The sequence below is a fragment of the Kitasatospora sp. NBC_01266 genome, assembly GCF_036242395.1.
Taxonomy (GTDB): domain Bacteria; phylum Actinomycetota; class Actinomycetes; order Streptomycetales; family Streptomycetaceae; genus Kitasatospora.
In genome coordinates, this window is record NZ_CP108458.1 from 3,908,543 (window position 1) to 3,932,692 (window position 24,150).

23 protein-coding genes are annotated in these 24,150 nt (G+C 74.2%); 9 read left to right on the forward strand and 14 right to left on the reverse strand.

The features are described from left to right. Positions 1 to 142 precede the first annotated feature (142 nt). Positions 143 to 1,039 carry a class I SAM-dependent methyltransferase gene (locus tag OG403_RS16915; RefSeq protein ID WP_329565213.1) on the forward strand — a complete coding sequence of 299 codons (897 nt, stop codon included), beginning with the start codon at positions 143 to 145 and terminating at the stop codon, positions 1,037 to 1,039. A 190-nt stretch (positions 1,040 to 1,229) separates the two neighbouring features. Here OG403_RS16915 and OG403_RS16920 read toward each other — a convergent pair whose 3' ends face one another. After that, the gene (locus OG403_RS16920; RefSeq protein ID WP_329565215.1) at positions 1,230 to 1,811 is read right to left on the reverse strand and encodes an O-acetyl-ADP-ribose deacetylase; all 582 of its coding nucleotides are present in this window, start codon (positions 1,809 to 1,811) and stop codon (positions 1,230 to 1,232) included. Positions 1,812 to 2,034: 223 nt separating this feature from the next. Between OG403_RS16920 and OG403_RS16925 the strand changes: the two genes are divergently transcribed. Next, positions 2,035 to 3,738, forward strand: coding sequence for a PP2C family protein-serine/threonine phosphatase (locus OG403_RS16925; RefSeq protein ID WP_329565218.1), 1,704 nt, complete (start codon positions 2,035 to 2,037; stop codon positions 3,736 to 3,738). A 145-nt stretch (positions 3,739 to 3,883) separates the two neighbouring features. Here OG403_RS16925 and OG403_RS16930 read toward each other — a convergent pair whose 3' ends face one another. From OG403_RS16930 to OG403_RS16955, 6 genes are all read right to left on the reverse strand, one after another. Continuing rightward, positions 3,884 to 4,228, reverse strand: a complete 345-nt coding sequence (locus OG403_RS16930) for a DUF2516 family protein (RefSeq protein WP_280688470.1) — start codon at positions 4,226 to 4,228, stop codon at positions 3,884 to 3,886. Positions 4,229 to 4,398: 170 nt separating this feature from the next. After that, entirely contained in the window at positions 4,399 to 4,971 is a 573-nt protein-coding gene (locus OG403_RS16935; RefSeq protein WP_329565220.1) for a hypothetical protein, read from the reverse strand. Positions 4,972 to 4,996: 25 nt separating this feature from the next. Beyond that, the gene (locus OG403_RS16940) at positions 4,997 to 5,350 is read right to left on the reverse strand and encodes a helix-turn-helix domain-containing protein (protein ID WP_329565221.1); all 354 of its coding nucleotides are present in this window, start codon (positions 5,348 to 5,350) and stop codon (positions 4,997 to 4,999) included. A 108-nt stretch (positions 5,351 to 5,458) separates the two neighbouring features. Beyond that, positions 5,459 to 6,670 (reverse strand): DNA polymerase III subunit beta family protein, encoded by a 1,212-nt coding sequence (locus OG403_RS16945; protein WP_329565223.1) that lies wholly within the window; start codon positions 6,668 to 6,670, stop codon positions 5,459 to 5,461. Between the two features lie 91 nt (positions 6,671 to 6,761). Next, on the reverse strand, positions 6,762 to 7,043 hold the full coding sequence (locus OG403_RS16950; RefSeq protein WP_329565225.1) for a hypothetical protein: 282 nt from the start codon (positions 7,041 to 7,043) through the stop codon (positions 6,762 to 6,764). Next, positions 7,040 to 10,354 (reverse strand): DEAD/DEAH box helicase, encoded by a 3,315-nt coding sequence (locus OG403_RS16955; RefSeq protein ID WP_329565227.1) that lies wholly within the window; start codon positions 10,352 to 10,354, stop codon positions 7,040 to 7,042. The genes OG403_RS16950 and OG403_RS16955 overlap by 4 nt, the downstream gene beginning before the upstream one ends. Before the next feature lie 238 nt (positions 10,355 to 10,592). Between OG403_RS16955 and OG403_RS16960 the strand changes: the two genes are divergently transcribed. The 3 genes from OG403_RS16960 (at position 10,593) to dmpI (ending at position 12,609) form a co-directional block, all read left to right on the forward strand. Continuing rightward, positions 10,593 to 11,222: a YceI family protein gene (locus tag OG403_RS16960; RefSeq protein ID WP_329565229.1), complete on the forward strand. Its 630-nt coding sequence runs from the start codon at positions 10,593 to 10,595 to the stop codon at positions 11,220 to 11,222. A 125-nt stretch (positions 11,223 to 11,347) separates the two neighbouring features. Beyond that, complete coding sequence (locus tag OG403_RS16965; protein WP_329565231.1) at positions 11,348 to 12,313, forward strand: LysR family transcriptional regulator; 966 nt, start codon at positions 11,348 to 11,350, stop codon at positions 12,311 to 12,313. A 113-nt stretch (positions 12,314 to 12,426) separates the two neighbouring features. Next, complete coding sequence (dmpI, locus tag OG403_RS16970; RefSeq protein ID WP_329565233.1) at positions 12,427 to 12,609, forward strand: 4-oxalocrotonate tautomerase DmpI; 183 nt, start codon at positions 12,427 to 12,429, stop codon at positions 12,607 to 12,609. A gap of 48 nt (positions 12,610 to 12,657) precedes the next feature. Here the strand turns inward: dmpI and OG403_RS16975 are convergent, their stop codons facing one another. Then, entirely contained in the window at positions 12,658 to 13,629 is a 972-nt protein-coding gene (locus OG403_RS16975; RefSeq protein ID WP_329565235.1) for a LysR family transcriptional regulator, read from the reverse strand. A gap of 122 nt (positions 13,630 to 13,751) precedes the next feature. Here OG403_RS16975 and OG403_RS16980 point away from each other — a divergent pair, with 122 nt between their 5' ends. Next, on the forward strand, positions 13,752 to 15,008 hold the full coding sequence (locus tag OG403_RS16980; RefSeq protein WP_329565237.1) for an MFS transporter: 1,257 nt from the start codon (positions 13,752 to 13,754) through the stop codon (positions 15,006 to 15,008). Positions 15,009 to 15,018: 10 nt separating this feature from the next. Beyond that, positions 15,019 to 15,501, forward strand: a complete 483-nt coding sequence (locus tag OG403_RS16985; RefSeq protein ID WP_329565239.1) for a macro domain-containing protein — start codon at positions 15,019 to 15,021, stop codon at positions 15,499 to 15,501. Between the two features lie 32 nt (positions 15,502 to 15,533). Here OG403_RS16985 and OG403_RS16990 read toward each other — a convergent pair whose 3' ends face one another. Further along, on the reverse strand, positions 15,534 to 16,067 hold the full coding sequence (locus OG403_RS16990) for a GNAT family N-acetyltransferase (RefSeq protein ID WP_329565241.1): 534 nt from the start codon (positions 16,065 to 16,067) through the stop codon (positions 15,534 to 15,536). A 79-nt stretch (positions 16,068 to 16,146) separates the two neighbouring features. Between OG403_RS16990 and OG403_RS16995 the strand changes: the two genes are divergently transcribed. Beyond that, positions 16,147 to 16,878 (forward strand): TetR/AcrR family transcriptional regulator, encoded by a 732-nt coding sequence (locus tag OG403_RS16995; protein ID WP_329565243.1) that lies wholly within the window; start codon positions 16,147 to 16,149, stop codon positions 16,876 to 16,878. Positions 16,879 to 16,885: 7 nt separating this feature from the next. Here OG403_RS16995 and OG403_RS17000 read toward each other — a convergent pair whose 3' ends face one another. Both OG403_RS17000 and OG403_RS17005 read right to left on the reverse strand, forming a co-directional pair. Further along, complete coding sequence (locus OG403_RS17000) at positions 16,886 to 18,178, reverse strand: GNAT family N-acetyltransferase (RefSeq protein WP_329565245.1); 1,293 nt, start codon at positions 18,176 to 18,178, stop codon at positions 16,886 to 16,888. Between the two features lie 82 nt (positions 18,179 to 18,260). Then, on the reverse strand, positions 18,261 to 19,625 hold the full coding sequence (locus tag OG403_RS17005) for an MFS transporter (protein WP_329565247.1): 1,365 nt from the start codon (positions 19,623 to 19,625) through the stop codon (positions 18,261 to 18,263). Between the two features lie 93 nt (positions 19,626 to 19,718). Here OG403_RS17005 and OG403_RS17010 point away from each other — a divergent pair, with 93 nt between their 5' ends. After that, positions 19,719 to 20,639: a LysR family transcriptional regulator gene (locus OG403_RS17010; protein WP_329565249.1), complete on the forward strand. Its 921-nt coding sequence runs from the start codon at positions 19,719 to 19,721 to the stop codon at positions 20,637 to 20,639. Here OG403_RS17010 and OG403_RS17015 read toward each other — a convergent pair. The 3 genes from OG403_RS17015 to OG403_RS17025 form a co-directional block, all read right to left on the reverse strand. Beyond that, on the reverse strand, positions 20,636 to 21,715 hold the full coding sequence (locus tag OG403_RS17015; protein ID WP_329565251.1) for a DNA glycosylase AlkZ-like family protein: 1,080 nt from the start codon (positions 21,713 to 21,715) through the stop codon (positions 20,636 to 20,638). The two genes, OG403_RS17010 and OG403_RS17015, sit on opposite strands and share 4 nt — an antisense overlap. A gap of 66 nt (positions 21,716 to 21,781) precedes the next feature. Then, positions 21,782 to 23,029 carry a C40 family peptidase gene (locus OG403_RS17020; protein ID WP_329565252.1) on the reverse strand — a complete coding sequence of 416 codons (1,248 nt, stop codon included), beginning with the start codon at positions 23,027 to 23,029 and terminating at the stop codon, positions 21,782 to 21,784. Positions 23,030 to 23,171: 142 nt separating this feature from the next. After that, the gene (locus OG403_RS17025; RefSeq protein ID WP_329565254.1) at positions 23,172 to 24,119 is read right to left on the reverse strand and encodes a hypothetical protein; all 948 of its coding nucleotides are present in this window, start codon (positions 24,117 to 24,119) and stop codon (positions 23,172 to 23,174) included. Positions 24,120 to 24,150 lie beyond the last annotated feature (31 nt).

Genomic DNA, 24,150 nt, shown 5'->3' on the forward strand with positions numbered 1-24,150 from the left:
CACTCCTGTGGGTCCAACTGGAAGACAACCTCCCAGGGTGCACGTCGCATTCCCGCAGCGGCACATGTCAGGCCGGCGGAGCGACGCACGTCACGCCGACCACCGCGCCCGGCGCCGTCCGGGCCCCGCGTACCCTGCGGGAATGGCCGCTTCCTTCGACCCGGGCTCGTTCGGGCATCCCGCCGCGCTCCGGACGTCGGTGCCGACCCCGAGAACGCCGGGCCCGCCGCAGCCGCGGCGGGCGTCGACCACCGCCACCAGCCGCCCGGTCGGCACGGTCACCCGCGGCACCACCAACACCAACCGGCTGCGGCGGATGGACCGCTGGATCGTCCACACGCTCGGCTCACGACTGCGCGCCGCCGACCGGCCGCCGGTGGCCGTCGACCTCGGCTACGGCGCGGCGCCCTGGACGGCCGTCGAGCTGTCCCACCGGCTCCGGACGGTGCGGCCCGACCTGCGGACGGTCGGTATCGAGATCGAGCCCGCCCGGGTCGCCGCCGCGCTGCCCTACGCCGAGCCGCCCGTGCTGACCTTCCGCCGCGGCGGCTTCGAGGTGCCGTTGGACGGCGGTCCGGCGCTGCTGATCCGCGCCGCCAATGTGCTGCGGCAGTACGAGGAGGAGGCGGTGCGGGGGGTCTGGGAGCGGCTCTGCGGGCGGCTGGCGCCGGGCGGTCTGCTGGTCGAGGGCACCTGCGACGAGATCGGCCGCCGGCACGTCTGGGTGGCGCTCGACCCGTCGGGCCCGCGCACGGTGACCTTCGCCGCTCGGCTGGCCGGTCTGGAGCGTCCCTCGGACCTGGCCGAGCGGCTGCCGAAGGCGCTCATCCACCACAACGTCCCGGGGCGTCCGGTGCACGCCTTCCTCAGCGACTTCGACCGGGCCTGGGCCGCCGCCGCGCCGTACGGGGCGTTCGGCGCCCGGCAGCGCTGGGTGGCCGCCTGCACGGCACTGTCGGGGCAGTGGCCGCTGGTGGACGCGCGGGGGCGGTGGCGGCAGGGCGAGGTCACGCTGCCCTGGTCGGCGCTGGCGCCCTGAGCAGGGCCTTCAGGTTCACTCGAACGAGTTATCGAATTTCTCTAGCGTATTGACGCGACGTCAGTCCACTATGGGGGCGAACCCGGTGACACCCGCTCCTTGACTCGACCACACGGCAGCACACCCGCAGCACACCTGCGGTACAGCCACGGCACAGCCACGTCGCACCGCCACGTCGCACTGCCACGGCTCACACGCCGTCGGGCCCGGCCGACCGGCCCGCCAGCCCCAGCTCCTCCCGCACCCGCGCGAAGATCTCGTACGCCTCCGCGCCGAACAGCACGAACCGCACCTCCAGACCCGCCAGCTCCTTGACCGGATCCTCCGCGAGCACCTCGGCCACGGTGGACAGCGCGATCCGGGCCGCGTCCTCCAGCGGCCACCGGTACACCCCGGCGGACACCGCGGGGAACGCCACGCTCCTCGCCCCCAGCTCCAGCACCGCCAACCGGAGCGACTCCCGATAGCAGGAGGCCAACAGCCGCGCCCCCTGCTCGTACTGCTCCGCCCCGTACACCGGCCCGACGGTGTGCACCACATGACCGGCCGGCAGCCGCCCGGCCGTGGTGGCCACCGCCTGGCCGACCGAGAGGCCCCGCCCGTAGTGCGCGGCCCGCAGCCTGCGGCACTCCGCCAGGATCTCGGGACCGCCGGCCCGGTGGATCGCCCCGTCGACGCCACCACCACCCAGCAGCGACGAGTTGGCGGCGTTGACCACCACATCCACCCGCTGCTCCGTGATATCACCCTGAATCAAAGTGATCTGCGTCACCGTCAGCCCCTCTGTCCCGGCCGTGCCATTGCCCGGCCCCGAACCGTTCACGCTACGAGCAAACCCGCCACCTGCGTGGCAATAACCACATCCACAGCGGCCCACCAGGGAAATGCCCGGAGATCACGTTATGGTCGCGAGAAGTTCCCTGACTCGCGGTGCCTTGCGGGCACTGCGCGTGGACCACAGTCGTTACCCCGTCAGGGAAAGGGAGGAACCATCCGTGCCCGCTACGGGAGACGGGCCAGGACTCGGCGCCGAAAGCCGGTCCGGTGCCCCGACAGGAGCTGGCGTACGTCAGCGTGTCGCTGCCCCCTGCCCTGATCCGGCTACCGCCACGCTCGGCGCTGACGGACTGAACGGCCTGAACGGACTGGGCGGCCTGAACTCCCTGCACGGTCTGGAGACTCTCGAGAGCTTCGGCCGCCTCGGCGCACCAGCCGGCTTCGGCGAGCCCGCCACGCCCACCGGACACCCCGCCGGCCCGGACGGCGAAGCCACCGCCCTGCCGCTGCCCGGCCCGCGCTCCACCTCCCGCCCCACGGCCGGGGACCGGGCCGCCACGCCGCTCAGGCTGCTGGTGATCGAGAACGACACCAGCGACGCCCGGCTGATCGAGGAGCTGATCACCGCCAGCGGCACGCCCGTCGACCTCTCCTGGGCCCGCGGTCTGGAGCAGGCCGCCGCTCAGCTCTCCCCGCAGCCCGCCCTCCCCGGCCGCCGGGCCCGCACCCTGCCGATCGACTTCAGCTGCGTGCTGCTCGACCTGGCCACCCCGCTGACCGGCGCCCCCGCCCGAGCCGCGACCGACCCGCTGGACGGGCTGCGCGAGCTGCTGCGGCTCGCGCCGAACGCGGCCGTCGTGGTGCTCACCGATGCCGCCGACACCCAGCTGGGCGCCGCCGCGGTGGCCGCCGGCGCTCAGGACTTCCTCACCAAGGACGACACCGACGGCCCGCTGCTGGCCCGCGCGCTGCGCTACGCCGTGGAGCGCAAGCGGGCCGACGAGTCGCAACGCCGGCTGGTCGAGGCCGAACTGCGCGGCCAGGAGAACGCCCGGCTGCAGCGCCATCTGCTGCCCACCCCGCTGCTGGAGGGCGCCGACCTCTCCTTCACCCGCCGCTACCGGCCGGGGCGCCGCCGCGCCCTGCTCGGCGGCGACTTCTACGACGCGGTCCGCACCGACGACGGCACGGTCCACCTGGTCATCGGAGACGTCTGCGGACACGGCCCCGATGAGGCCGCCCTCGGCGTCGCGCTGCGGATAGCGTGGCGGACCCTGGTCTTCGCCGGCCTGACCGGCCAGACCCTGCTGACCACCCTGCAGCACGTCCTGGAGCACGAGCGGCGCAGCGACGAGATCTTCGCGACCCTCTGCATGCTGGTCATCACCCCGGGCACGCCGCCGGACGACACCGGGCGTGGTCACCGCCGTGCCACCGCGGCCGGCCGCGCGACCGGCGAGCGGCCCGCCCCCGGGGTCGGCCAGCAGCCGCTGCCGTCCGACCGGCCCGGCGTGGAGCACGCCCAGCTCTACCTGGCCGGGCACCCGGCGCCGCTGCTGCTCACCCCGTCCCAGCGGCCCGTGGTGGTCCCGTTCGACCAGGCCGGCCCGGCACTGGGCCTGCTGCCCTGCGACGACACCGAGGCGAGCTGGCCGCCGCACCACCTCGAGCTGCCACCCGGCTGGAGCCTGCTGCTCTACACCGACGGCCTGATCGAGGGGCGGGTCGGCGCCGGCTCCCGGCGACTGGGCCAGGACGGCCTGATCGCCCTGATCGGCGACCACCAGGCGAACGGGCTGACCCGCGGCCGCCTGGTGGACGGCGCGCTCGCCGAGGTCGAGGACCTCAACGGCGGCGCGCTGACCGACGACGTCGCGGTGCTGCTGCTGGAGCGGACCCAGCAGCCGCCCCTGATGGGCTGACCCCCGCTGATCAGGCGGCACTGCTCAGGCGGCGCCGATGCTGAGCGGGCGGCACAGATCTGCCCGGACCGGCCGCTGAGTCGCTGCCGATCCGGGCACATCCAGGCTGGTCCGGGCACCTGTCACGCGGCCGGCGGCCGCAGGATCACCAGGGGCCGTACGGGCCCATGTTGCGACGGTCGTCCTTGCCGCCGCGCCCACCGGTCAGCGCCTTGATGGCCGGGCGGACATCGACCATGTAGACGATCGCCGCGACCAGGCCGGCCAGAGTCAGGAAGCTGCCGATGAAGTTGGCCCCGAAGAGCAGGTCGAGGCCGAGCGCGATCCCGAGCACGACCAGCCAGAAGGTCTTGGTCTTCTTGTCCGCGGCACGGTACGCGTCCTCGCGCCGCACCGCGGCGTCCACGAACGCGAATCCCTTGAAGAGGATGATCCCGACCGACAACCACCACAACGGATTCAGGAGGTTGATGTATGCGATGTAGCCCACCCGGGTCTCCTCACACGAAGCCTCGCCGCTGCCACACCTGGACTTCCCACGGCCGTGTCAGTCCATCCTGACACGCTGCGGCACCCGACAGACGGTGAACGTCCCAGGCACCCGCAGCGTGCCCTACCGACCGCGCCGCAGCGTCCCGGTGCTGCTACTTTCCGGCGCCGCTACTTTCCGGCGCCCGGCGCCTTCCGCGCCCGAGCGGCCTTCTTCGCCGGCTTCGGCCCGCCCGCAGCCTGGCCGGTCTCCTGAACGCCCTCGTCCTCGAGGATCCCGTCCTCGATGATCTCGGCGTCCACCGTGACCGGCTCGGAGACCTCGACCACGACGGCGGCGCTCTCCGGCTGCGCCGGACCGGGCTGCCCCACCACGCCCTTGCCGCGTTCGGCCAGCTCGTCGTAGACCTCCTTGGCCTTGACCGCGAGTCCGGCGGCCCGGCCCACCTGCTGGAACGCGAAGGTCTGCGCCCGGTCCTGCAACGACTTGAGGTCGGTCGGCAGCGTGGTCACCGTCCCGAGCACCTTGGCCTGCGCCTGCGCCAGCCTGGTCTGCGCCTCCTGCAGCCGCGCGGTCGCCGCCTCCTGCGCGGCCTGCCGGTCGGCGGCCAGCGCCTCGAGCTGCCCGGGCACCTCGCGCAGCTTCGCGTACGCCAGGTCGCCAGCACCGGCGAGCGCGTACAGCGGCGTCGGGTCGCTCAGCGTCTTCCTGATCTCGTTCCTGATCTCATCGGTGCTGGGCATCGGCACTCCCTCTCATCGTTCGGCCTCACTCGGCCCTGTAGTTGTCACGCACAAAGGCCTCGTACACCGCCAGCAGCGCGTGCTTCTGCTGCTCACTGATCGCTGTGTCCGCGAAGATCGCGGCCCGCAGCTCCACCCCGCCCGCAGGCCGCTCCTCCAGGATTCCCGCCTGCACGTAGAGCGTCTCCGCGGAGATCCGCAGCGCCTTGGCGATCTGCTGCAGGATCTCGGCGGACGGCTTGCGCAGCCCCCGCTCAATCTGACTCAGGTACGGGTTCGACACACCCGCTGCCTCCGCCAGCTGGCGCAACGAGTACTGCGCGGCGCGCCGCTGCTCCCGGATGTACTCACCCAGCGAGCTCACCTTCAGTGAAGCCATACCCTCCATGCTGCCCATCGGTGCTTGCAAAAGCAAGCAGCCAGCTAGCGCGCGTCGCGTGGTGACCACACGCGACGCGCGCCGGCCGGCGCGGCGAAGAGCCCTTGGCTAGCCCAGCCGGATCGGCATCAGCATCGAGAAGTTCTCGGTCTCCTGGCCGGCTGCCCGGATCGCCAGCGGGCTGACCGCGCCGCCGAGCTCGAGGACCAGCTGGTCCGGAGTGCCGACCGCGAGCGCCTCCAGCAGGAACTCCTGGTTCACCGCCACGAGCAGGTCGCCGTCGGCCGCCGCCGCGGTCTCAGCCGGGTCCGGCGCGGTGCCCGGTTCGGTTTCGATCACGCGCAGGACGCCGTCCCGGCTGACGGCGAGGACGGTGACCGGCACTTCGGCCGCCCGCGTCCCGGCGCCCTGGGCCGGGGCCTCCGGCGTGCGGGTCGGCGTGTAGGGGCGGGTCGCGCCGTCGGCGACCGCACGGCGCAGCGTGCTCGCGGGCAGCTCGACCCGGTGGGTGGGCCGCAGCCGGGTCAGGCTGCGGTAGTCGGGGAAGTCCAGGTCCAGCCGCTCGCCGGCCACCCGGCGCCCGCCTGCCTCAGCCGCCACCGAGGCACCCTCGACCGTCAGGGTCAGCTCGCCGGAACCCGCCGCGTCGGCCTGCGCCGCCAGGGCGCCGAACCGGTCGGCGAGTGCCGCCGGGACCAGGACGTTGAACTCGGTCCGCGCCGCCGCGCGCACCGGGGCCGACCCGACCGCCAGCCGGTAGCGGTCGGTGGCCACCAACCGCAGCAGCTCGCCGTCCAGGTCGAAGAGGATGCCGCCGAGCATCGGCGCCACCGGCTCGGCGCTCACCGCGAAGCGCACGGCCGCCAGCGCCGCGACCAGGTCGGCGGGCGCCACGGTCAGCCGGGCACCGCCCAGCGGGGCGGCGGAATCGGCGGAATCGGCTGAATCGGCGGAGTTGATCGTCGTCATGCTGTGCTCCCGTTGGTCGATCAGGGTACGGACCTGGGAGAGCTCGCGACGCGCGTCGGCCAGGCCGTCCTCCAGCCGCCGCAGGTGCGTGTCGAGCACCTGGTGGGCGGACTGCGCGTCGGACGGCGCGGCCAGCAGCAACCGGATCTCGGCCAGCGGCAGTCCGATCCGGCGCAGTCGGCAGAGCAGCCGGGCATCGGCGAGCTGGGCCGGCGCGTACCAGCGGTAGCCGGTCTGCGGGTCCACCCAGGCGGGGCCGAAGACCCCGGCGCCGTCGTAGAACCGCAGCGCGCTGACGGTCAGTCCACTCTCCCGGGCCAGCTGCCCGATACTGCGCATCACGCTCTCCATGACGAGGACTCTGGGGGCTCGACCAGGTCGAGGGTCAAGCCGTCCGCCGACCGCCTCCTGCCGGGCGCGGTCGCGCCGACGGCCGGCCGCCTCACGAGGTCAGCGCGCGGTAGACCGGGGCGAGCAGCGCGCCGAGGCCACGGCCACGCACCGTGATGTCGGGCGCCGCCAACCGCTCGACCGGCAGCGGACCCCGGCGACCCGGGCCCGTCGCCGCCAGATCCTCCTGACGCACCGTGAAGTCGCCGACCCAGTAGTCGTCCAGTGACTGCCCCGACGCGGGGACCGGCCCGCCAACCACCGCGCCACCGACCGGCCCACCACTGACCGCCGCGCCGCTGTCCGGCACACCACCCGTGCTGTCGTCGGTCATTCGGCGATCGCCTCCTCGGTGAGGGTGAGCAACTCGCGCAGCTCACCGTCGGACAGGTCGGTGAGCCACCGCTCACCCTCGCCGACGACCGCGTCGGCCAGCGCGCGCTTGGCGTCGATCAGGCCGGCGATCCGCTCCTCGACCGTGCCCGCGCAGATGAAGCGGCGCACCTGGACGGTGCGGTGCTGGCCGATCCGGTGGGCCCGGTCGGTGGCCTGCTGCTCGACCGCCGGATTCCACCACCGGTCCAGGTGGACCACCTGGTTCGCGGCGGTGAGGTTGAGCCCGGTGCCGCCGGCCTTGAGCGAGAGCAGGAAGACGCCCGGCCCCGCGCCGTCGCCCGACTCCTGGAACCGCTGCACCAGTTGGTCGCGGCGCCGGGCGCTCAGGCGGCCGTGCAGGTAGAGCACCTCGGTGTCGAACCGCTCGGCCAGGTGCTGGTGGAGCAGCGCGCCGAACTCGGCGTACTGGGTGAAGACCAGGGTGCGGTCGCCCTCGGCGAGGGCCTCGGCCAGCACCTCCTCCAGCCGGGCGAGCTTGCCCGAGCGGCCCGCCACCGTCGAGCCGTCGTGCAGCAGTTGGGCCGGGTGGTTGCAGACCTGCTTGAGCTTGCCGAGCGCGCCGAGCACCGCGCCCTTGCGCTGCACCCCCTTGATCCCGCGAAGCCGGTGCAGCAGGTCGGCGACCACCGCCTGATAGAGACCCGCCTGTTCGGCGGTCAGGGTGCACCAGACGGTCATCTCCTGCTTGTCCGGCAGCGCGACGGCCACCGCCGGGTCGTCCTTGCGTCGCCGCAGGATGAACGGGCTGGTCCGGCGCAGCAGTTCGGCCGTGCGCTCGGCGTTGGCGTGCTGCTCGACGGGGATCGCGTACCGCTCCTTGAAGGCCGCCGCCGAGCCGAGCAGTCCGGGGTTGGCGAAGTCCAGGATCGCGTGCAGCTCGGCGAGCCGGTTCTCCACCGGCGTGCCGGTGAGCGCGATCCGGTGCTCGGCGGGGAGCGAACGCAGCGCCCTGGACTGGGCGGTGGCGCTGTTCTTGACGTTCTGCGCCTCGTCGGCGATCACCCGGTGCCAACTGATCCGGCGCAGCTCGGGGGCGTCGCGCTGGACCAGTCCGTAGGTGGTGATCACCAGGTCGGCGCTGGTCGCGGCGGCCCGCAGCTCGTCCCCGGTGGGCCGGTCGGCACCGTGCTGGACGTGGACCCGCAGCATCGGGGCGAACCGGGCCGCCTCGCGACGCCAGTTGGCGACCAGCGAGGTGGGGCAGACCAGCAGGGTCGGACCCGGCCGGGTCGACCCGGCGTGCTCGGCGGCTTCCCCCTGCTCGGCCGCCAGCAGCGCCAGGGCCTGCACGGTCTTGCCCAGCCCCATGTCGTCGGCCAGCACCGCGCCCAGCCCGAGCCGGCTCAGCGAGCGCAGCCAGGCCACACCGCGCTCCTGGTACGGGCGCAGCGTGGCCCCGAAGCCCTCCGGCAGCGGCACCACGGGGAGTTCACCCGCCGACCGCTCCGCCGTCCCCCGCCCGCCGCTCCCCAACCCGCTCCCCGACCCGCCCTGCGGCCCGGCCGCCGACCGCTCGCCGAGCAGCGCGCCGAACACGCCGGATGCGGTGACCGCGCCGATCGGTAGTCCGGCGACCAGCGCGCCCGGGTCCAGGATCAGCCGGAGCAGCCGACCGGGCGGGCTCTCGCCGGTTCCCCGCCGGGTCAGGAAGTCCACAGCGGCGGCGATCTGACGGGCGTCCACCTCGATCCACTGCCCGCGCACCCGGACCAGCCCGCGCTTGGCCGCCGCCAGGTCGGCCAGCTCCTGGGCGGTCAACGGCTCACCCTCGAGCGCCAGTTGCCACTGGAAGGCGAGCACGGCGTCCCGGTCGAGCCAGGCCCGCCCGTCCGGTGGCGGCGTGCCCGCCGTCCGTCCGGCGGCCGAGCCGGCCGCGGGGCCCCGCACCGCGAGCGCCATCCCGAGCCGTGGCCGGTGCTGCCACCAGGTGGGGAGCAGGACGCCGAAGCCGGCGGCGGCCAGCGCCGGGGCCGCCTCACGCAGGAAGTCCAGGGCGGTGTCCCGGTCCAGGGTCAGTCCGCTCGGCCGGGCCGAGCGCAGCGCCTGCCGCAGCTCGGTCCGGCACCGCACGGCCCGGTCCAGCTCGGCCTGGTAGGCGCCCTGCGGGTCCTCGACCTTGCGGGCGAAGGCGGCTTCCGTCGCCCCGCCGGCCCACAGGTCGGCGGCGGTGACCAGCAGCGAGGGCTCGTCGACGGCCTGCAGCAGGAACTCCAGCCGCCAGTGGGTGTCGGAACTGTGCCCCTCGGGGTCACCTGGGTCGGCCCCGAGCGGCTCGACCAGCCGGAAGCAGAGCCGGACCGCCGACTGCTCGGGGCCGCCGGAGCCGTGCCAGGCCGCCAGTCGCCCGGCCAGCCCAGCGAGTGCGGCCCGCTGCGCGCCCGGCTCCACCGCCAGCAGCCCGTCCCCGGCCCCGAGGGCGGCGAACCAGCGCTCGGCCACCAACCCGTCGGGATCACCGGCCGCCCCGACCCCGCGCGGCAGCCGCAGCACGCCCGGGTGGTCGGCCAAGCCGGCCCGGACCTCGCGGTCGGTCAGCGCCTCCAGCACCTCGGCGAGCAGCACCGGCCCCGGCCGATCGCCCCGGGCCACCGGCGGACAGCCCTCGGCGAGGGCGGTCGCCTCCCGGCGGTCGGCGGTACCCAGCACCGGCTGCCAGCGCGCGTGCGGCACGCCGTCCAGCTGGACCAGGGCGGGCAGCACCTGGCCCCGGCCGACCAGTCGCCAGGCCAGGTCGTGCACGGCGGTGAGCCAGCGCAGCGAGGCCCCGTACGCGACGTCGACCCGCCCCGGGCCGTCGAGTTCCGCGCTGGTCAGCGCCCAGCGCGGGTCGAACAGCTCGCCCAGCAGCTGGGCGGCCTCGGCCGGCTCGAAGACCAGCGCGGGAACCCGCCAGGCGTGCAGCGACACCCCGCTCGGCGCGCGGCCTCCGAGCAGCTCGGGCGAGGGCGTGGGCACCCCGCTCAGCGAAGGCAGGGTGAGCGTGGTCCAGCGCTCGGCCGCCTGGCCGGCCAGCCACTCAAGGCCGGGGCCGATGCCGCCCAGCAGCTCCGCGAGCAGCGCGGCGGAGCAGGCGTACGGGTGCGGCCGAGCCGCCGCCGAGCCGTTCCCACCCGCTCCCGGCCCGGCCTCGGGGCCACCGCCCGGGTAGGGCACCGGGCCGCGCGCCGCGTCGAGCGCCCGCGCGTCCTCGGCCCAGAGCGCCAGCCGCCCGCCCCCCGGCCCGCGCCACAGACCGTGCACCGCGAACACCGCTCCCGGACACCTCCTCCCGCACTCACCAAGCCACTGCCTCGCAGCCTAGCCACGACCTGCGACAACGGGCGCCGAGGCCTGAGTCGACTCCTTTTTCACAGCGACTCTCGCAGCGACTCTCGCAGCGACTTCGGCAGCGACCCGCGCAGCATGGTTGAAGGTTGAACGAAAACGGCCTATGGTGGAGCCAACAAGTTGAAGCCTCAACAAAAGGCTTCGAACCCGAGGAGGAGCCATGGGCCTGTTCAGCCGCAAGACCGCCGCCACCAGCGACACCGCCACCGCCACCGCCGTGCTGGACGCCCCGGCCGCGTCCGCCGCCCCCGACCTCGCCCACCTCACCGGCGACTACACCATCGACACCACGCACAGCCGGATCGGCTTCACGGTGCGGCACGCCATGGTCACCAACGTGCGCGGCGAGTTCACCGACTACCAGGGCAAGCTCCACCTGGACGGCAGCAACCCGGCCGCCTCCACCGCCGAGCTGGTGATCCAGGTGGCCAGCGTCGACACCGGCAACGAGCAGCGCGACGGCCACCTGCGCACCGGCGACTTCTTCGCGGTCGAGACCCACCCGGAGATCACCTTCCGCAGCACCGCCGCCGCTCAGCTGGACGCCGACACCTACCGGCTGCACGGCGACCTCACCATCAAGGGCACCACCCGCCCGGTGGTCCTCGCCCTGGAGTTCACCGGCAGCGCCGTCGACCCGTACGGCATCCAGCGCCTCGGCTTCGAGGGCTCGACCACCGTCGACCGCACCGATTTCGGCCTGAGCTACAACGCCGCGCTGGAGACCGGTGGCTTGCTGATCGGCGAGAAGGTCAAGCTCGGCTTCGACATCTCCGCCGTCCGGGCCTGACGCCCGGCAGCGCTGTTCCGACCTGCCCGTCGCACCCGCCGGGCCCCCGGTGCCGCCGCGTGCGGCAGGATGACAGGGGGCCGGGGACGAGCCGGCCGAACGGGTAGCAACAGGGGGCAAGGCCGGTGGAACTTCGACAGCTGCGCTACTTCGTCACCGTCGCCGAGGAACTGCACTTCGGCCGCGCGGCCGAGCGACTGCTGATCGGCCAACCCGCCGTCAGCCAGCAGATCCGGCGCCTGGAGCGCGAGTTGAAGGTCGACCTGTTCGACCGCACGCCCCGCCTGGTCCGGCTGACCCCGGCCGGCGAAGCCTTCCTGCCCGCCGCCCGTACCGTGCTCGCCGCCGAGGACGCGGCCCACGCGGTGGCCGCCGACCTGGCGGCCGGCCGGCTGGGCACCTTCCGGCTCGGCACCATCACCGGCCTCGGCGAACGGCTCGACCGCATTCTGGACACCTTCGAACGGCACGCTCCCGGGCTGCGGGTGGAGTTGGCCGCACTCCCGGTCAAGGAGCGGCTGGCCCAGCTCGCCGACGGACGCCTGGACGCCGCCTTCGTCCGTGGCGCGATCCCGGGCGACTCCGCCGAGCTTCGCCAGCTGCCGCTCTGGCAGGACGACTTGGTGGCCGCCGTGCCCGCCCGGCACCCGCTCGCCGAAGGCGCCGAGCTCTCCCTGCGCGACCTCGCCGAACTCCCGCTGCGGCTGACCGAGCGGCGCAACCACCCCACTCTGGTGGACCTGGTGCTGAACGCCTGCCACACCAGCGGTTTCGAGCCGATCCCCGGGCCGACCTCCGGCAACCTGCAGGACACGCTGGCCGCGATCGGCGCCGGCACTCCGATGTGGACCGTGGTCTACGCGACCAACGCCCGGATCATGCGGATTCCCCGGGTCGCCTTCGTCCCGTTCGCACCGCCCGGACTGCGGCTGCCGGTCGCGCTGGTGGTGCGCCAGGGACCTGGCACGCCGGGGCTCGATCTGCTGCGAGCCGCCTGCGCGCCGACGGCGGCGCCTAAGACTGCGCCCGCGCCCGCGATCGCGGCAACGACCTCAACCATGCCCCCCACCAGCGGCGATCAGGATTCGTGATCGCAGCCAGAGCGATTCGGGTCTGGGTCGCCGGCCGCCCCGCGCGGTGAACTGTTCCTGTCGGCAGGACGCCCCGGAACAGCCGGGGCGGGCCGCGAGTGAAGGAGCAGGACATGCCCGTCGTCACCGTTCAGCAGGGCCCCCGCACCGTCGAGTTGAAGCGCGAGCTGGTCGCCCGGATCACCGACGCCTTCGTGGACGCGTACCAGATCCCCGCCGAGTCCGTGCAGGTCTGGATCCACGAGGTCCCCACCGACAGCTGGGGCGCGGCCGGCAAGCTGACCGCCGACAAGTAGCTTGCCGGCCAACCTGATTGATGGCTCCGGTCCGCCCCTGCGCCGCACTCAGGGGCGGCCGGCCAGCAGTGCCTCGTCCGCCGCGGTGAGCCAACTGGCCGGCGGCCGGAGCAGCCACCCCTCCCGCTCGCCCAACTCGGCCGCACAGGAGGCGATCAGCCCGATCCCGGGGTCGCCCTGCCCCGGCCGCCGGACCAGGCTCACCAGGGTCAGCGGCACCGGGTCGACCAGCGGGCGGGTGACCACCCCGGGCAGTTCCGGCCCGCCGACGGTGGTCAGCATCGGATGGCCGTGCCGTGCCAGATAGCGCGCCGTCTCGGCCGCGCCGACCGGATAGGAACCGGCCCCGGCCGCCGTCAACCCATGGGCGGCCAGCAGCCGTTCGCCGAACTCGGTCCACTCGGTGGTGGCGGGGTTGCCGGCGCAGATGTCCACCGGGTGGCCCACCAGCTCGGCCGTGCGGATCGCGGTCCGCCCGGCCAGCGGATGCCCCTGCGGCAGCAGCAGCGCCACCCGCTCCAGCCGAACGGGCCGCTGAAGCAGCCGCTCGCGCGACTCCGGCGGCAGACCACTGAACCAGCCGAACGAGACATCCAGCCGCCCGGCCAGCAACTCCCTTGCCCCGGCGGCCAGTCCACCGTGATAGCGGGCCAGCAGGGTGGCCTGCGGGTCTGCGGCGCGAGCGGCGGCCAGGATCCGATCCGCCGTCAGATCCGCTCCGGTGACCGCGCTGTTGAGGTCGACCAGCACCGTCCGGCGTGGCGGCGGCGCCACCATCTCCGCCTGCAGCGCGAGCAGCCGCCGGGCCTGCGGCAGCAGCCGCTCCCCCGCCTCGGTGAGCGCGACACTGCGCGTGGTGCGGGTGAACAGCTCCCGCCCGAGCAGGCGCTCCAGGGTCCTGATGTCCCGGCTGAGTGCCTGCTGGGCCACGTGCAGCCGGGCCGCCGCCTGCCCGAAGTGCAGGGTCTCGGCAGTCGCCACGAAGCCGCGCAGCAGGCGAGGGTGCAGGTCGGCGGGCATGCGGGCGAGGGTAGCAAGGGATTGACAACACAGCTGCGTCAATTCTCCCGAACAGGTGTTGGACCTCCGGAAGCCCGGCGAACAGGCTGGGGCCATCCCCCCGACGCCTGCCCTGGAGTCCCGTGTTCGCCGCCTACCGCCGCCTGTTCGCCGCACCCGGCGCGCTCGCCTTCACCTGCTACGGCCTGATCGGCCGGCTCTCCTTCTCGATGCTCGGCGTCAGCCTGCTGACCGCGATCGTCGACCGCCGCCACTCCTACGCGCTGGCCGGCGCGGTCTCGGCCGCCGGCATGGTGGGCGTGGCGCTCGGCATGCCGCTGCTCGGGCGGCTGGTCGACCGCTACGGGCAGCGCCGGGTCTCGATCCCGGCCGCGCTGTGGTCCGCCGTGCCACGCACCGCGCTGCCACTCCTGCTGCACGGCGGCGCACCGGCCTGGACCCTCTGCGTCGCGGCCGCCGCCGCCTCGGTGGCGCCCAACCTCGGCGGCATGTCCCGGGCCCGCTGGGCGCACCTGCACGGCGCCGACCCGGCCCTGCTGCACCGCGCCAACGCGCTGGAGCAGACGCTGGACGAGCTCTGCTACCTGGCCGGCCCGGTGCTCGGGATGCTGCTCTGCACCATGCTCTTCCCGGAGGCCGGCCTGCTCGCGATCAGCGCGCTCGCCACCACCGGCGCGCTGCTCTTCGCCGCCCAGCGCCGCACCGAGCCGCCGATCGCCCCGCCGCCGAGCGGCCCGGCACGCTCGCCCCTGCGGACCCGGGGCGTTCCGGTGCTGCTCGCGGTCTTCCTGGGCACCGGCGTGGTCTTCGGCGCACTGGAGATCACCACGCTGGCCTGGTCGACCGGCCTGGGCCGGCAGTCCGCGGCCGGCCTGCTGCTGGCCCTGCTGGCGGCCGGCTCCGGCATCTCCGGGCTGCTCTTCGGCCTGCTGCCGGAGCACGGCAACCCCGTGCGCCGACTGCTCTGCAGCCTCGCCGCGATGGCCGCGCTGCTCCTGCTGCCGCTCGCGGCCACCGGACTCGGCGGCGGTCCGGTGCTGCTGGCCGCGGCGCTCTTCGTGACCGGCACCGGGACCGCGCCCACCATGGTCAGCGGGCTGACCCTGCTGCAACGGATGCTGCCGGCCGGGGCGTTGAACGAGGGCATGGCGTTCGCCGTCTCCGGGATCGTCACCGGCATCTCGGCCGGCTCGGCGCTCGGCGGCCTGCTCGCGCAGCACCTGCGGGCCGGAAGCGGCTACCTGCTGCCCGCCGGGGCGGCCACCGCGGCCCTGCTGGTCGCCACCGTCGGCGCCCGCCGCCTGCGCCCGCCCGAGCCCGTGCCGGCGGGGGCCACCGGTGCCGGGAAGTCCGGTGCCGCTGTCAGCGCATCGATCTAAGGTGCCGGGCATGGAGAGCGCGATCCGCTACCTGCGCGGCGATGCCACCGACCCGCAGGCCAAGGGGCCGAAGGTGATCGCCCACGTCTGCAACGACCTGGGCGGCTGGGGCAAGGGCTTCGTCCTGGCGCTCTCCCGCCGCTGGCCCGAGCCCGAGGCGGCCTACCGGCGCTGGCGCCGCGAGCGCGCCCGCAACGACTTCGGGCTCGGCGCGATGCAGCTCGTCCAGGTCGAACGTGACCGCTGGGTCGCCAACCTGGTCGGCCAGCGCGGCATCCGCACCGGCCACTCCTGCGGCGTGCCGGTGCGGTACGAGGCGATCGACGCCGCGCTCGCCCGGCTCGCCGACCCGGTGCTGGCGCTCGGCGCTTCGGTGCACCTGCCGCGGATCGGCTGCGGACTGGCCGGCGGGCGCTGGGAGCGGGTCGAGCCGCTGATCGACGCCCGGCTCTGCGCGCGCGGCATCGCGGTCACCGTCTACGACCACGACTGACGTAACGTCACAATCTCTATTTCATGGCGCAGTTACGGTCGCGCCCAGGTGTACTCGTACTCCGGCAGTTCGCCGCCGCCCGGGAACACTCCCGTGCCCACCCGGGTCCGCACCGCGCCGGCCCGCTCGTAGAACGCGACGGCCCGGTGGTTGTCGCGCAGCACCTCCAGGAAGAGCGGCGCACCGGCGTGCGTCCGGGCCGTCCAGTCGCGTGCCGCGGCGAGCAGTGCGGCACCGATGCCGCCGCCGGTGAGCCCGGGGCGGACGTGCAGGTTGTCCACCAGCACCCGTCCGTCGGGCTGCGGGACCAGGTAGACGAAACCGACCAGTTCGCCGTCGGCCCGCTCCGCGAGCAGCAGTTCCGGTGTCGCGGCCGGCTCGCCGTAGTCGGCCTCCAGCCGGATCGCCCAGAGCACCTGCCGCTCCTCGGCCAGCCCGTCGCCCAGTGCCGCCGCCGGGACGATGCCCGCGTACGCGGTGCGCCAGCTCGTGGCGTGCAGGTCGGCAACGGCGGGCGCGTCGGCGGGGCCGCCGGGACGGATCGAGAACTCTGCGGTGTCGCTCACTCCATGATCCTGCCACGCGCCGCCCCGGACCTGGCTGGCCACCGGTCCCACTGGTCCCACCGGACTAGGCTCAGACCTCGTGGACGCCCCGAGGACCCCCAAGAGCGCCAAGAGCGAGCAGACCCGCGCCCTCATCCTGGAGACCGCGATGCGCCTCTTCCAGGAGCGCGGCTACGACAAGACCACCATGCGGGCGATCGCCGCCGAGGCGGGCGTCTCGGTCGGCAACGCGTACTACTACTTCGAGGGCAAAGAGTTCCTCATCCAGGGCTTCTACGACCGGATGACCCATGAGCACGCCCTGGACGCCAGGGCGCGGCTGGCCGGGCAGTCGGACTTCGCCCAGCGGCTCCGGATCGCCCTGGAGTCCTGGGTGGACTGCGCGGCGCCGTACCACGAGTTCGCCGCCCAGTTCTTCCGTACGGCGGCCGACCCGGACAGCGCGCTCAGCCCGTTCTCGAACGAGTCCCACCCGGCGCGCGCGACGGCCGTCGAGCTCTTCCGCGAGGTGCTGGACGGCTCGGACCTCGGCCCGAAGGTCGACCCGGAGCTGGACGAACTGCTGCCGGACCTGCTCTGGCTGCACCTGATGGTCGTGGTCCTGTACTGGGTCTTCGACCGCACCGAGGACACCGAACGCACCCGGGCCTTCGTACGGCGCTGCTCGCCGCTGGTGGCCAGGATCGTCACTCTCTCGCGCTACCGGGTCTTCCGTCCGCTGGTGCGCGACGCGGTCGGCCTGGTGCGGGACTTCGTGCTGCCCACCATCGGCCGGTCCAGCGTCGCCGCGCCGGACCGGTCCAAGCCCTGACGAATCGTCAGAAGTAGTCCGGGTTCCACGCCTTGACCGGTGTGCCGAGCAGCCGGTCGAGCGCGAACGCGGATCCGGAGCGCAGTTCCTCGACCAGCCCGGCCGCCGCCAGCCGGCTCGCCGACTCGGCACCCAGGTAGAGGGAGCCGAGCGCACCGGCGGTCAGCGCGAGGTCGGGCTCGTCGCCGCTCTCGGCGGCCCGGGCGACCCCGTCGGCGTCCACCGTCAGCGCCCAGCGACCGGCGGCGTACCCGGCGGGGTCGCTCACCTCCAGGACCACCCGGCCGGCACCGGCGCAGCGGCGGGCCGCGAAGGCCGCCGGCACGTCCAGCACCCGCAGCCACATGAGGTCGCAGTTGTCCTCGTGCGGCACCGCGCCGCGCGGGTCGACCAGCAGCAGCGGCAGCGGACTGTCCGGGGCGAGGTTTGAGACCTCCAGCTTGCCGCACCAGTCCATCGAGCAGAGGTAGCGCCACAGGCTCACCTCGGCCGACCGGTCCAGCGCGAGGAAGTCGCCGACCTTCACGGTGCAGTCGGGGTACGGGCCGTCCCAGTGGTCGCCGACCCGGTAGACGGCCAGACCGGTGACCACACCGGCGGCATCCCGGTGGACCACCGCGAAGGGCTCCTTCCAGGGGTGCGCCGGCACCTCGACCTGGCCGGTGGCGGCGCGCCAGAAGGCCTCGTCCCGGGAGACCGCGCCCGGCTGCCCCCGGCGCCAGCGCTCGTGCAGCTCCGGGCCGATCTTGGCCAGCTCGGCCATGTCCACCAGGTCGAGCCGCCCGCCCGCCGGGCCGAACGAGGCCGGCAGGTCGGTGCGGATGCCGCGCGAGCGGCGCAGGTCGATCCGCCAGCCGTGCTGCCGGGTCGCCGGGCCGAAGCCGAACCGCCCGTAGATGCCGTACTCGGCGGCGATCAGGACGGCGACCGCCTCGCCGCGCCCCCGGGCGGCCCCGAGGTCGCGCGCCATCATCCGGCTGAGCAGGCCGCGTCGCCGGTGGGTCTGGCTGACCGTCACCCCGGTGATCGCCGAGACTGGGAGCAACTCTCCGCCGGGCAGCGTCAGTTCGAAGGGCATGCTGCGGAAGGTGCCGACACAGCGGCCGTCGTCGAAGGCGCCGAGCGTCCGGTCCGGGTAGTGCCGCAGCAGGCGGTACTCCTCCCCGGCGGGCTCACCGGCGTGCAGGAAGCCCGCGTTGACCGCGGCCGCCCAGACCGCCACCTCCGCTGCGGGCAGGACCCGGATCTCGATGCCTCCGCCGACTTCGGCCCGTCCCACGGCAGCTTCGCTGGTGCTCATCAACCCACCGTAGGACGGGGATCGAACTTCCGGCACTCGATTTCTTTGCGCGCCCGGCGCGCTGACCCCCAGCCACCGGCCGTCAGCCCCGGCCCTTGGCCGTCGCCCCGGCGACCAGCGCGACCGCGGCCAGCCCGACGACGACCAGCACCACACCCGCCCCTGGCAGACCGCCCAGGGTGCCGAGCACCGCGACGCCCAGTGCCGAGCCGCCCTGCCGGATCCCGTTGAGCGCGCCCTGCCCGGTGGCGGCCAGCTCGGTCGGCGCGGCGACGGCCATCTCGGCGGCGGCACCGGGGATGGCGAGGGTGCCGGCGGCGGCCAGCGCGAGTTCGGCCACCACCAGCAGCGGCAGCGGCACCCGGCACCCGCCGCAGCAGGCCAGCAGCACCCCGCCGAGCACGGTCGCGAACATCCCGGCCAGCAGCACCGGGCGGGCACCGTGCCGGGCCATCAGCCGCCCGGTGAAGAAGGGCATCACGCAGACCGGGAAGGTCAGCGGCAGCGAGGCCAGTCCGGCGTCGAACGGCGAGAGCCGGTCCTGGTGCTGCAGCCAGACGTCGATCAGGTACATCCCGCCGAAGAAGGCGAAGCAGGAGACCGCGGCGGCCACCAGCGCGGCCCGCACCCGGGGCAGCACCAGCAGCGCGGGCGGCAGCAGCGGGGCCGCGACCCGGCGCTCCACCAGGACCAGGGCCACGAAGGCGAGCAGCGCGATGGCCATCGGGACCAGTGCGACCGGCGAGGCCCAGCCCTTGATGCCCGCCTCGACCAGACCGAAGGTCAGCGCGCCGAGCGCGGCGGTGGAGAGCAGCAGGCCGGCCCGGTCCAGTGCGCGAGCGGTCCGGGGCGGCGGGGCCGGCAGCCGCCGGGAGAGCAGCAGGGCGACCAGCGCGATCGGCGGGTTGACCAGGAAGACCAGCCGCCAGCCGCCGAGTTCGACCAGGCCGCCGCCCAGCACCGGCCCGATCGCGGCACCGATCCCGCTCACCGCGGCCCAGGAACCGACGGCCCGGGTCCGGCGGGCCGGGTCCGGGTAGAGCGCGATGAGCAGGGCGAGCGAGGCGGGCACCAGCCCGGCGCCGGCCGCACCGAGCAGCGCCCGGCCGGCGATCAGTCCGCCGGCGGCGGGCGCGGCGGCACAGAGCAGCGACAGCACGGCGAAGGCGCCGAGGGCACCCGCGTAGACCCGGCGGGCGCCCCACCGGTCGGCGAACACGCCCGCCGCCAGCAGCAGTCCGGCGAAGACGACGGTGTAGGCGTCGACCGCCCAGGGCAGCGCGGCGGCGGAGGCGTGCAGCGAGCGCTGGATGTCCGGCACCGCGACGTTGAGCACGGAGGTGTCGAGCAGCACGAGCAGGTTGCCGACCGCGATCCCGGCGAAGGCCAGGCGCGAACGGGCTGGTGAGGGGGCGTCAGCGGGAGGCGCCAGGGTTTCGGTGATCATGGCTTCAGCCTCGCCCCGCACCCCGGCGGCGGGCCACGGCGTCATTCCGATACCCCCATCGGGAATCCCGATGGGTGGTGGCAAGCTGGTCCGGTGGACACACGCTATCTGCGCGCCTTCGTCGCCGTCGCCGAGCACGGCGGGATCTCCGCCGCCGCCCAGCAGTTGGGCTATGCCCAGTCCAGCGTCAGCGCCCAGCTCAAGCGCCTGGAAGCGGAGTTGGGCACCTCCGTGCTGCTGCGTACCGGCGCCGGCGCGACCCTCACCGAAGCCGGCACCCGCCTGCTGCCGCACGCCCGCGAGGCGCTGGAACTGGAGCAGCGGATGCGCCGGGCCGCCCTCGGCGAGCGGCCCAGACTGCGGATCGGCTCCCAGGAGTCACTGGCACACGCCTGGCTGCCGGAGGTGCTGGCGGCCCTGGAGTACCAGGGCGGCACCACCGGGTCGGGGGTCGACGTCGAGCTGACCGTCGGCAGCCGAGCCCGGGTGGAACAGGGTTTCCGGGACGGCGAGTTGGACCTGATCTTCCACTACGACAGCGGGGTGGCGACGCTCGGCCCGCACGCCCTGGTCGGGCACGACCGCACACTGCTGGTCGCCGCGCCCCGGCACCCGCTGGCCCGCGAGGAGTCGCTGACGCCGGAACAGCTGCTCCCCTACGACTTCCTGGTCGCCGAGCCGGCCTGCACCTCCCAGATGCTGGTCGACCGCTTCGGCCGGGACCTGCTGGTGAACGTCCAGCACTCGATGATCAGCGGCTCGCTCTCCGCCCTGCTGCGGCTGGCCGGCCACGGTCACGGCATCACGCTGCTGCCGCACCTGTCGGTCGCCCGCGAGCTGGCCTCGGGCGAGTTGGTCGAACTGCGGCTCGCCGCCCCGGTCCGCCCGGTCGGCATCATCGCCCAGTGGCACCCCCGCCTGGGCCTGGCCGAACGCCCGCTGCACGCCCTGCTCGAAGTGGCCCGCCGCGCCGATCCGCTGCCGCCGGCCGCGCGCCGGGCGGCGGTGGGCTAGCCGAGGCTCAACTGCTGCCAGGCCGCGAGCTGCCGGATCTCCTCGTGCACGGCCTCGGTCATCGCCGGGGTGAAGGCGACGTCCTGATGGACGGCGTGCACCACGAACGTCCCGTTCCTGCGGTCCGCCACCGCGTCCACCTTCCCGACCAGCCGGTCCTCGTGCAGGATCGGCAGCGCGAAGTACCCCCACCGGCGCTTGTCCTTCGGCTTGTACATCTCCAGCACGTACTCGAACTCGAACAGGTCCTTCAGCCGCTCGCGATCGTGGACCAGCCGATCGAACGGTGACAGCAGCGCGGTGCGCCCGGCGAACGGCTGCCCGAGCGCGGCCGGGTCGACCCGCCAGGTGCCCGCGACGCCCTCGACGACCGCCTCCTGCCCCGCCCGGCCGACGTCCCCGGGCTCGCTGGGACCGCCGAACGCCTTCGCCCGCTGGATCCCCAGCGACCGCAGGCGCCGCTCACCCCGGAGCCGGCGCGCCTCGACCGCCGGGATCTCGGCCGCGTCGGCCGGATACACCCTCTCGGCCAGGTCCCACAGGCGCTGCTTCCCCCGGCGCCCGGCGATGGCGACCTCGCCGCGCAGCACCAGGAGTTCCAGCAACTGCGTGACGTTGCGGTTGTTCGTCCACCCCGACGACGGCCACGCCACCGCGCTGGTGTCCGGGATGTCCCGCGACAGCAGCGGACCGGACGAACCGAGCAGGTCGAGGACGTCACGCCGGAACCTCTCGTTGGCCCGCAACCACTCGCGCGCCTTCTCCCGGACGGGCCCGCCGCGCATCTCGGCGAGGTACAGCGGCAGATCCGCCATCGGCCGCACCATCGCGTTGAACTCCCAGAGCGTCCGGTCCTGTTCAAGGCCCCGCCGGAGCTGATCCGACTGATAGGCCGAGCCCAGGCGGCTCCAGGCGACCAGGTCCACGCTCGGCGCCACGGCGGCCGTCGGGTCGATCTGCAGCAACGTCAGCCGGCGCACCACGGCGAGCAGCTCGGTCGGCCGCGCCGCGTCCAGCAGTTGGGCCCGGACGGCAATGCGCCGCGCCTGCGCGCGATCGAGTCGGTGAGTCGCCATGGCCGCAGGCTAGCGACCGGCGCTGACAGGTGCGGTGCGGCAACCACCCGCTGCTCCGCGGTCCGGTCAGGGGCGGGCGTAGAAGTCGGGCGTGCCCATGATCCAGAGGTTGGCCTGCTTGATCGGCACTCCGGTGCGCGGGGCCTCGATCATCTGGTCGTCGCCGAGGTAGATGGCGACGTGGTAGATGTCGGCGGCGCGGCCGGTGTGGGTCCAGAAGACCAGGTCGCCGGGGCGCAGTTGGTCGTAGCTGACGGGGGTGGACTCGGCGTACTGGTCGGCGGCGAAGTGGGTCAGCTGCTTGCCTGCCTGGCGCCAGGCGAGCATGGTCAGCCCGGAGCAGTCGTAGCCGTCCGGGCCCTCGCCGCCCCAGATGTAGGGCAGGCCGAGCTTGTCGCGGGCGAAGTCGAGCGCCGCCCGCGCGCCGGCCTCGGTCCAGGGGGCGGAGCCGTCCGCCGGGGACGGCGGTGGAGCCGGCGACGGCTCGGCGGCGGCCTGGGCCGCTTGAGCGGCGGACTGCTGAGCCGCCTCGGCCTTGGCGGCCGCCTCGGCCTGCTGAGCGGTGATCGCGTCCAGTGCGCTCTGCCGCTCGCGCTCGAGTTCCACCGTGGTGTGGCGGGCGGCGGCCAGCTCGGTGAGCAGGCGTTCGCGGCGCTTGGCCAGGTCGGCGACCTGCACCTGCTGAGCGGCGAGCCGGGACTGCGCCTTGAGCCTGGCCTGGCCGACGGCCGCCGCCGCGCGCTGGGCCTGGTCGGTGGCAGTGTGCGCGGTCCGCACGGCGTCGGCGGCGGCCTTGGCGGTGTCGGTCGCGGCGTCCAGGATCTGCCGGGTGCTGCGGCCGGCGGCACCGACGGCGGCGGCCCGGGCGCTGGCCTCGCGTGGACCCTGCGCGCTCAGCAGGTCGTTGAGCGCGGTGAGTTCGGGACTGCCGCCGAGCCGGTAGGAGGCGGCGGCCAGCGCGGCCGCGTCCTCGGCGGCGGCGGCTCGGGCCGTCTCGGCGGCGGCGGCCCGGGTGGTGGCGTCGGCGACGGCCGCGCGGGCCCTGGCGAGCTTCACCTGGGCGCCGTCGTAGGCCTCGACGGCCTGCTCGGCGATTCGGCCGGCCTGGTCCAGCTCGGTCTGCGCGCCGGTCAGCCGGGCCTCGATCGAGCTGACGGCGGCGGCCTGGCGGTCGCCGGCGGCCCGGGAGTCCGCGATCGCGCCGGTCGAGGGGTAGGGCGGATCGTCGGCGAGGCCGGTGGCGGGGGTGGCGAGCAGCCCGGCCAGCACGGCCAGGGTGAGCAGTACGGCGGTCAGCAGTCTGCGCGGCAGCAAGGAACCTCACCGTCCAACGATCGACTAGAAATCCCATCAGGTGACCAGCCAGTCACCCGACGTGATATTGGCAGATCATTCGGGACGGCCGGCCCCGCAACCCGCGCCCCATGCGGGTGATCGTGGGTCGCCTGACGTCGGCTCAGGGGTTGCGCCGCCGCGGGCCCCGGGGACGGTACGAGCGGGCGCGCCCGGCCTGCACGGTGCGCCGACGCTGGTCGGCGCCGCGTTCGGGGGCCTGCTCACCGCGTGCCGCGGGGGTCCCACCCAGGTGCGCGGTGGCCCGGGCGGCCATCGCCTCCGCCATCCGATGGGTGGCCGCGTGGTGCGCGGGGACCTTGTCGGGGGCGCCGGCGATCAGGTCGAACACCCAGGTGCGGGCCCGGTCGGCGCGGGCATGCAGCAGGTGCTCGCGGCGCAGCGCCCGGGCCCGGCGGCGTGGCCGCTCGGCGTACCGCCAGCGGGCCCACGGACTGGACGGACGGGCCAGCCGGATCGCGCCGATCCAGGACAGGCCGGGCACCATGATGCCGAGCAGCCCGGTCCACAGCTTGCCCTTGAACAGCGCGACCACCGACATCAGCGCGTTGATCGAGATCACCACGACCAGCCCCCACCGCCCGGAGCCCGCGTCGCTCTGGCCCGGCACCACGCCGAGCGGGACGTACCCGGTCAGCAGCAGCGCGGTCAGCAGGATGCCGAGGATCACCGCGTCCACCGACTTGCGCCCCTGCGCGCTCCAGTAGACGTCCTCCAGGTGCAGGATCAGCGCGAACTCGTCGAGCACCAGTCCGCAGCCGATCCCGAAGATCAGGCCGAACCAGTCGATCCACGGGTGCCCGCCGTTGGTCGCGAACACCCCTATGCCGGCCACCAGCAGGAAGCCCACCCCGAAGACCATGTGGTGGATGTGCAGCCCGCCGGGCGTGATGTTGCCCGGCCACCAGCGGACCTGGGCCCGGATCATCCGGACGCTGACCCGGATCAGCACGAAGGACGTGATGAAGCCGACCAGCAGCAGGAAGAGCGGCTGCTTGTGGGCGGCGACGATGTGCTCGCGGTACCCCTCCACCAGTCCGGCGATCTGCATGCTTGCTACGTCCTCGGAACTTCGTCGCTGC

Coding starts and splice junctions, on each gene's coding strand:
- OG403_RS16915 (WP_329565213.1), top strand. CDS start 143: ATGGCCGCTTCCTTCGACCCGGGCTCGTTCGGGCATCCCGCCGCGCTC.
- OG403_RS16935 (WP_329565220.1), bottom strand. CDS start 4,971: ATGCCCAGCACCGATGAGATCAGGAACGAGATCAGGAAGACGCTGAGC.
- OG403_RS16940 (WP_329565221.1), bottom strand. CDS start 5,350: ATGGCTTCACTGAAGGTGAGCTCGCTGGGTGAGTACATCCGGGAGCAG.
- OG403_RS16945 (WP_329565223.1), bottom strand. CDS start 6,670: ATGGAGAGCGTGATGCGCAGTATCGGGCAGCTGGCCCGGGAGAGTGGA.
- OG403_RS16950 (WP_329565225.1), bottom strand. CDS start 7,043: ATGACCGACGACAGCACGGGTGGTGTGCCGGACAGCGGCGCGGCGGTC.
- OG403_RS16960 (WP_329565229.1), top strand. CDS start 10,593: ATGGGCCTGTTCAGCCGCAAGACCGCCGCCACCAGCGACACCGCCACC.
- dmpI (WP_329565233.1), top strand. CDS start 12,427: ATGCCCGTCGTCACCGTTCAGCAGGGCCCCCGCACCGTCGAGTTGAAG.
- OG403_RS16975 (WP_329565235.1), bottom strand. CDS start 13,629: ATGCCCGCCGACCTGCACCCTCGCCTGCTGCGCGGCTTCGTGGCGACT.
- OG403_RS16985 (WP_329565239.1), top strand. CDS start 15,019: ATGGAGAGCGCGATCCGCTACCTGCGCGGCGATGCCACCGACCCGCAG.
- OG403_RS17000 (WP_329565245.1), bottom strand. CDS start 18,178: ATGAGCACCAGCGAAGCTGCCGTGGGACGGGCCGAAGTCGGCGGAGGC.
- OG403_RS17005 (WP_329565247.1), bottom strand. CDS start 19,625: ATGATCACCGAAACCCTGGCGCCTCCCGCTGACGCCCCCTCACCAGCC.
- OG403_RS17015 (WP_329565251.1), bottom strand. CDS start 21,715: ATGGCGACTCACCGACTCGATCGCGCGCAGGCGCGGCGCATTGCCGTC.
- OG403_RS17025 (WP_329565254.1), bottom strand. CDS start 24,119: ATGCAGATCGCCGGACTGGTGGAGGGGTACCGCGAGCACATCGTCGCC.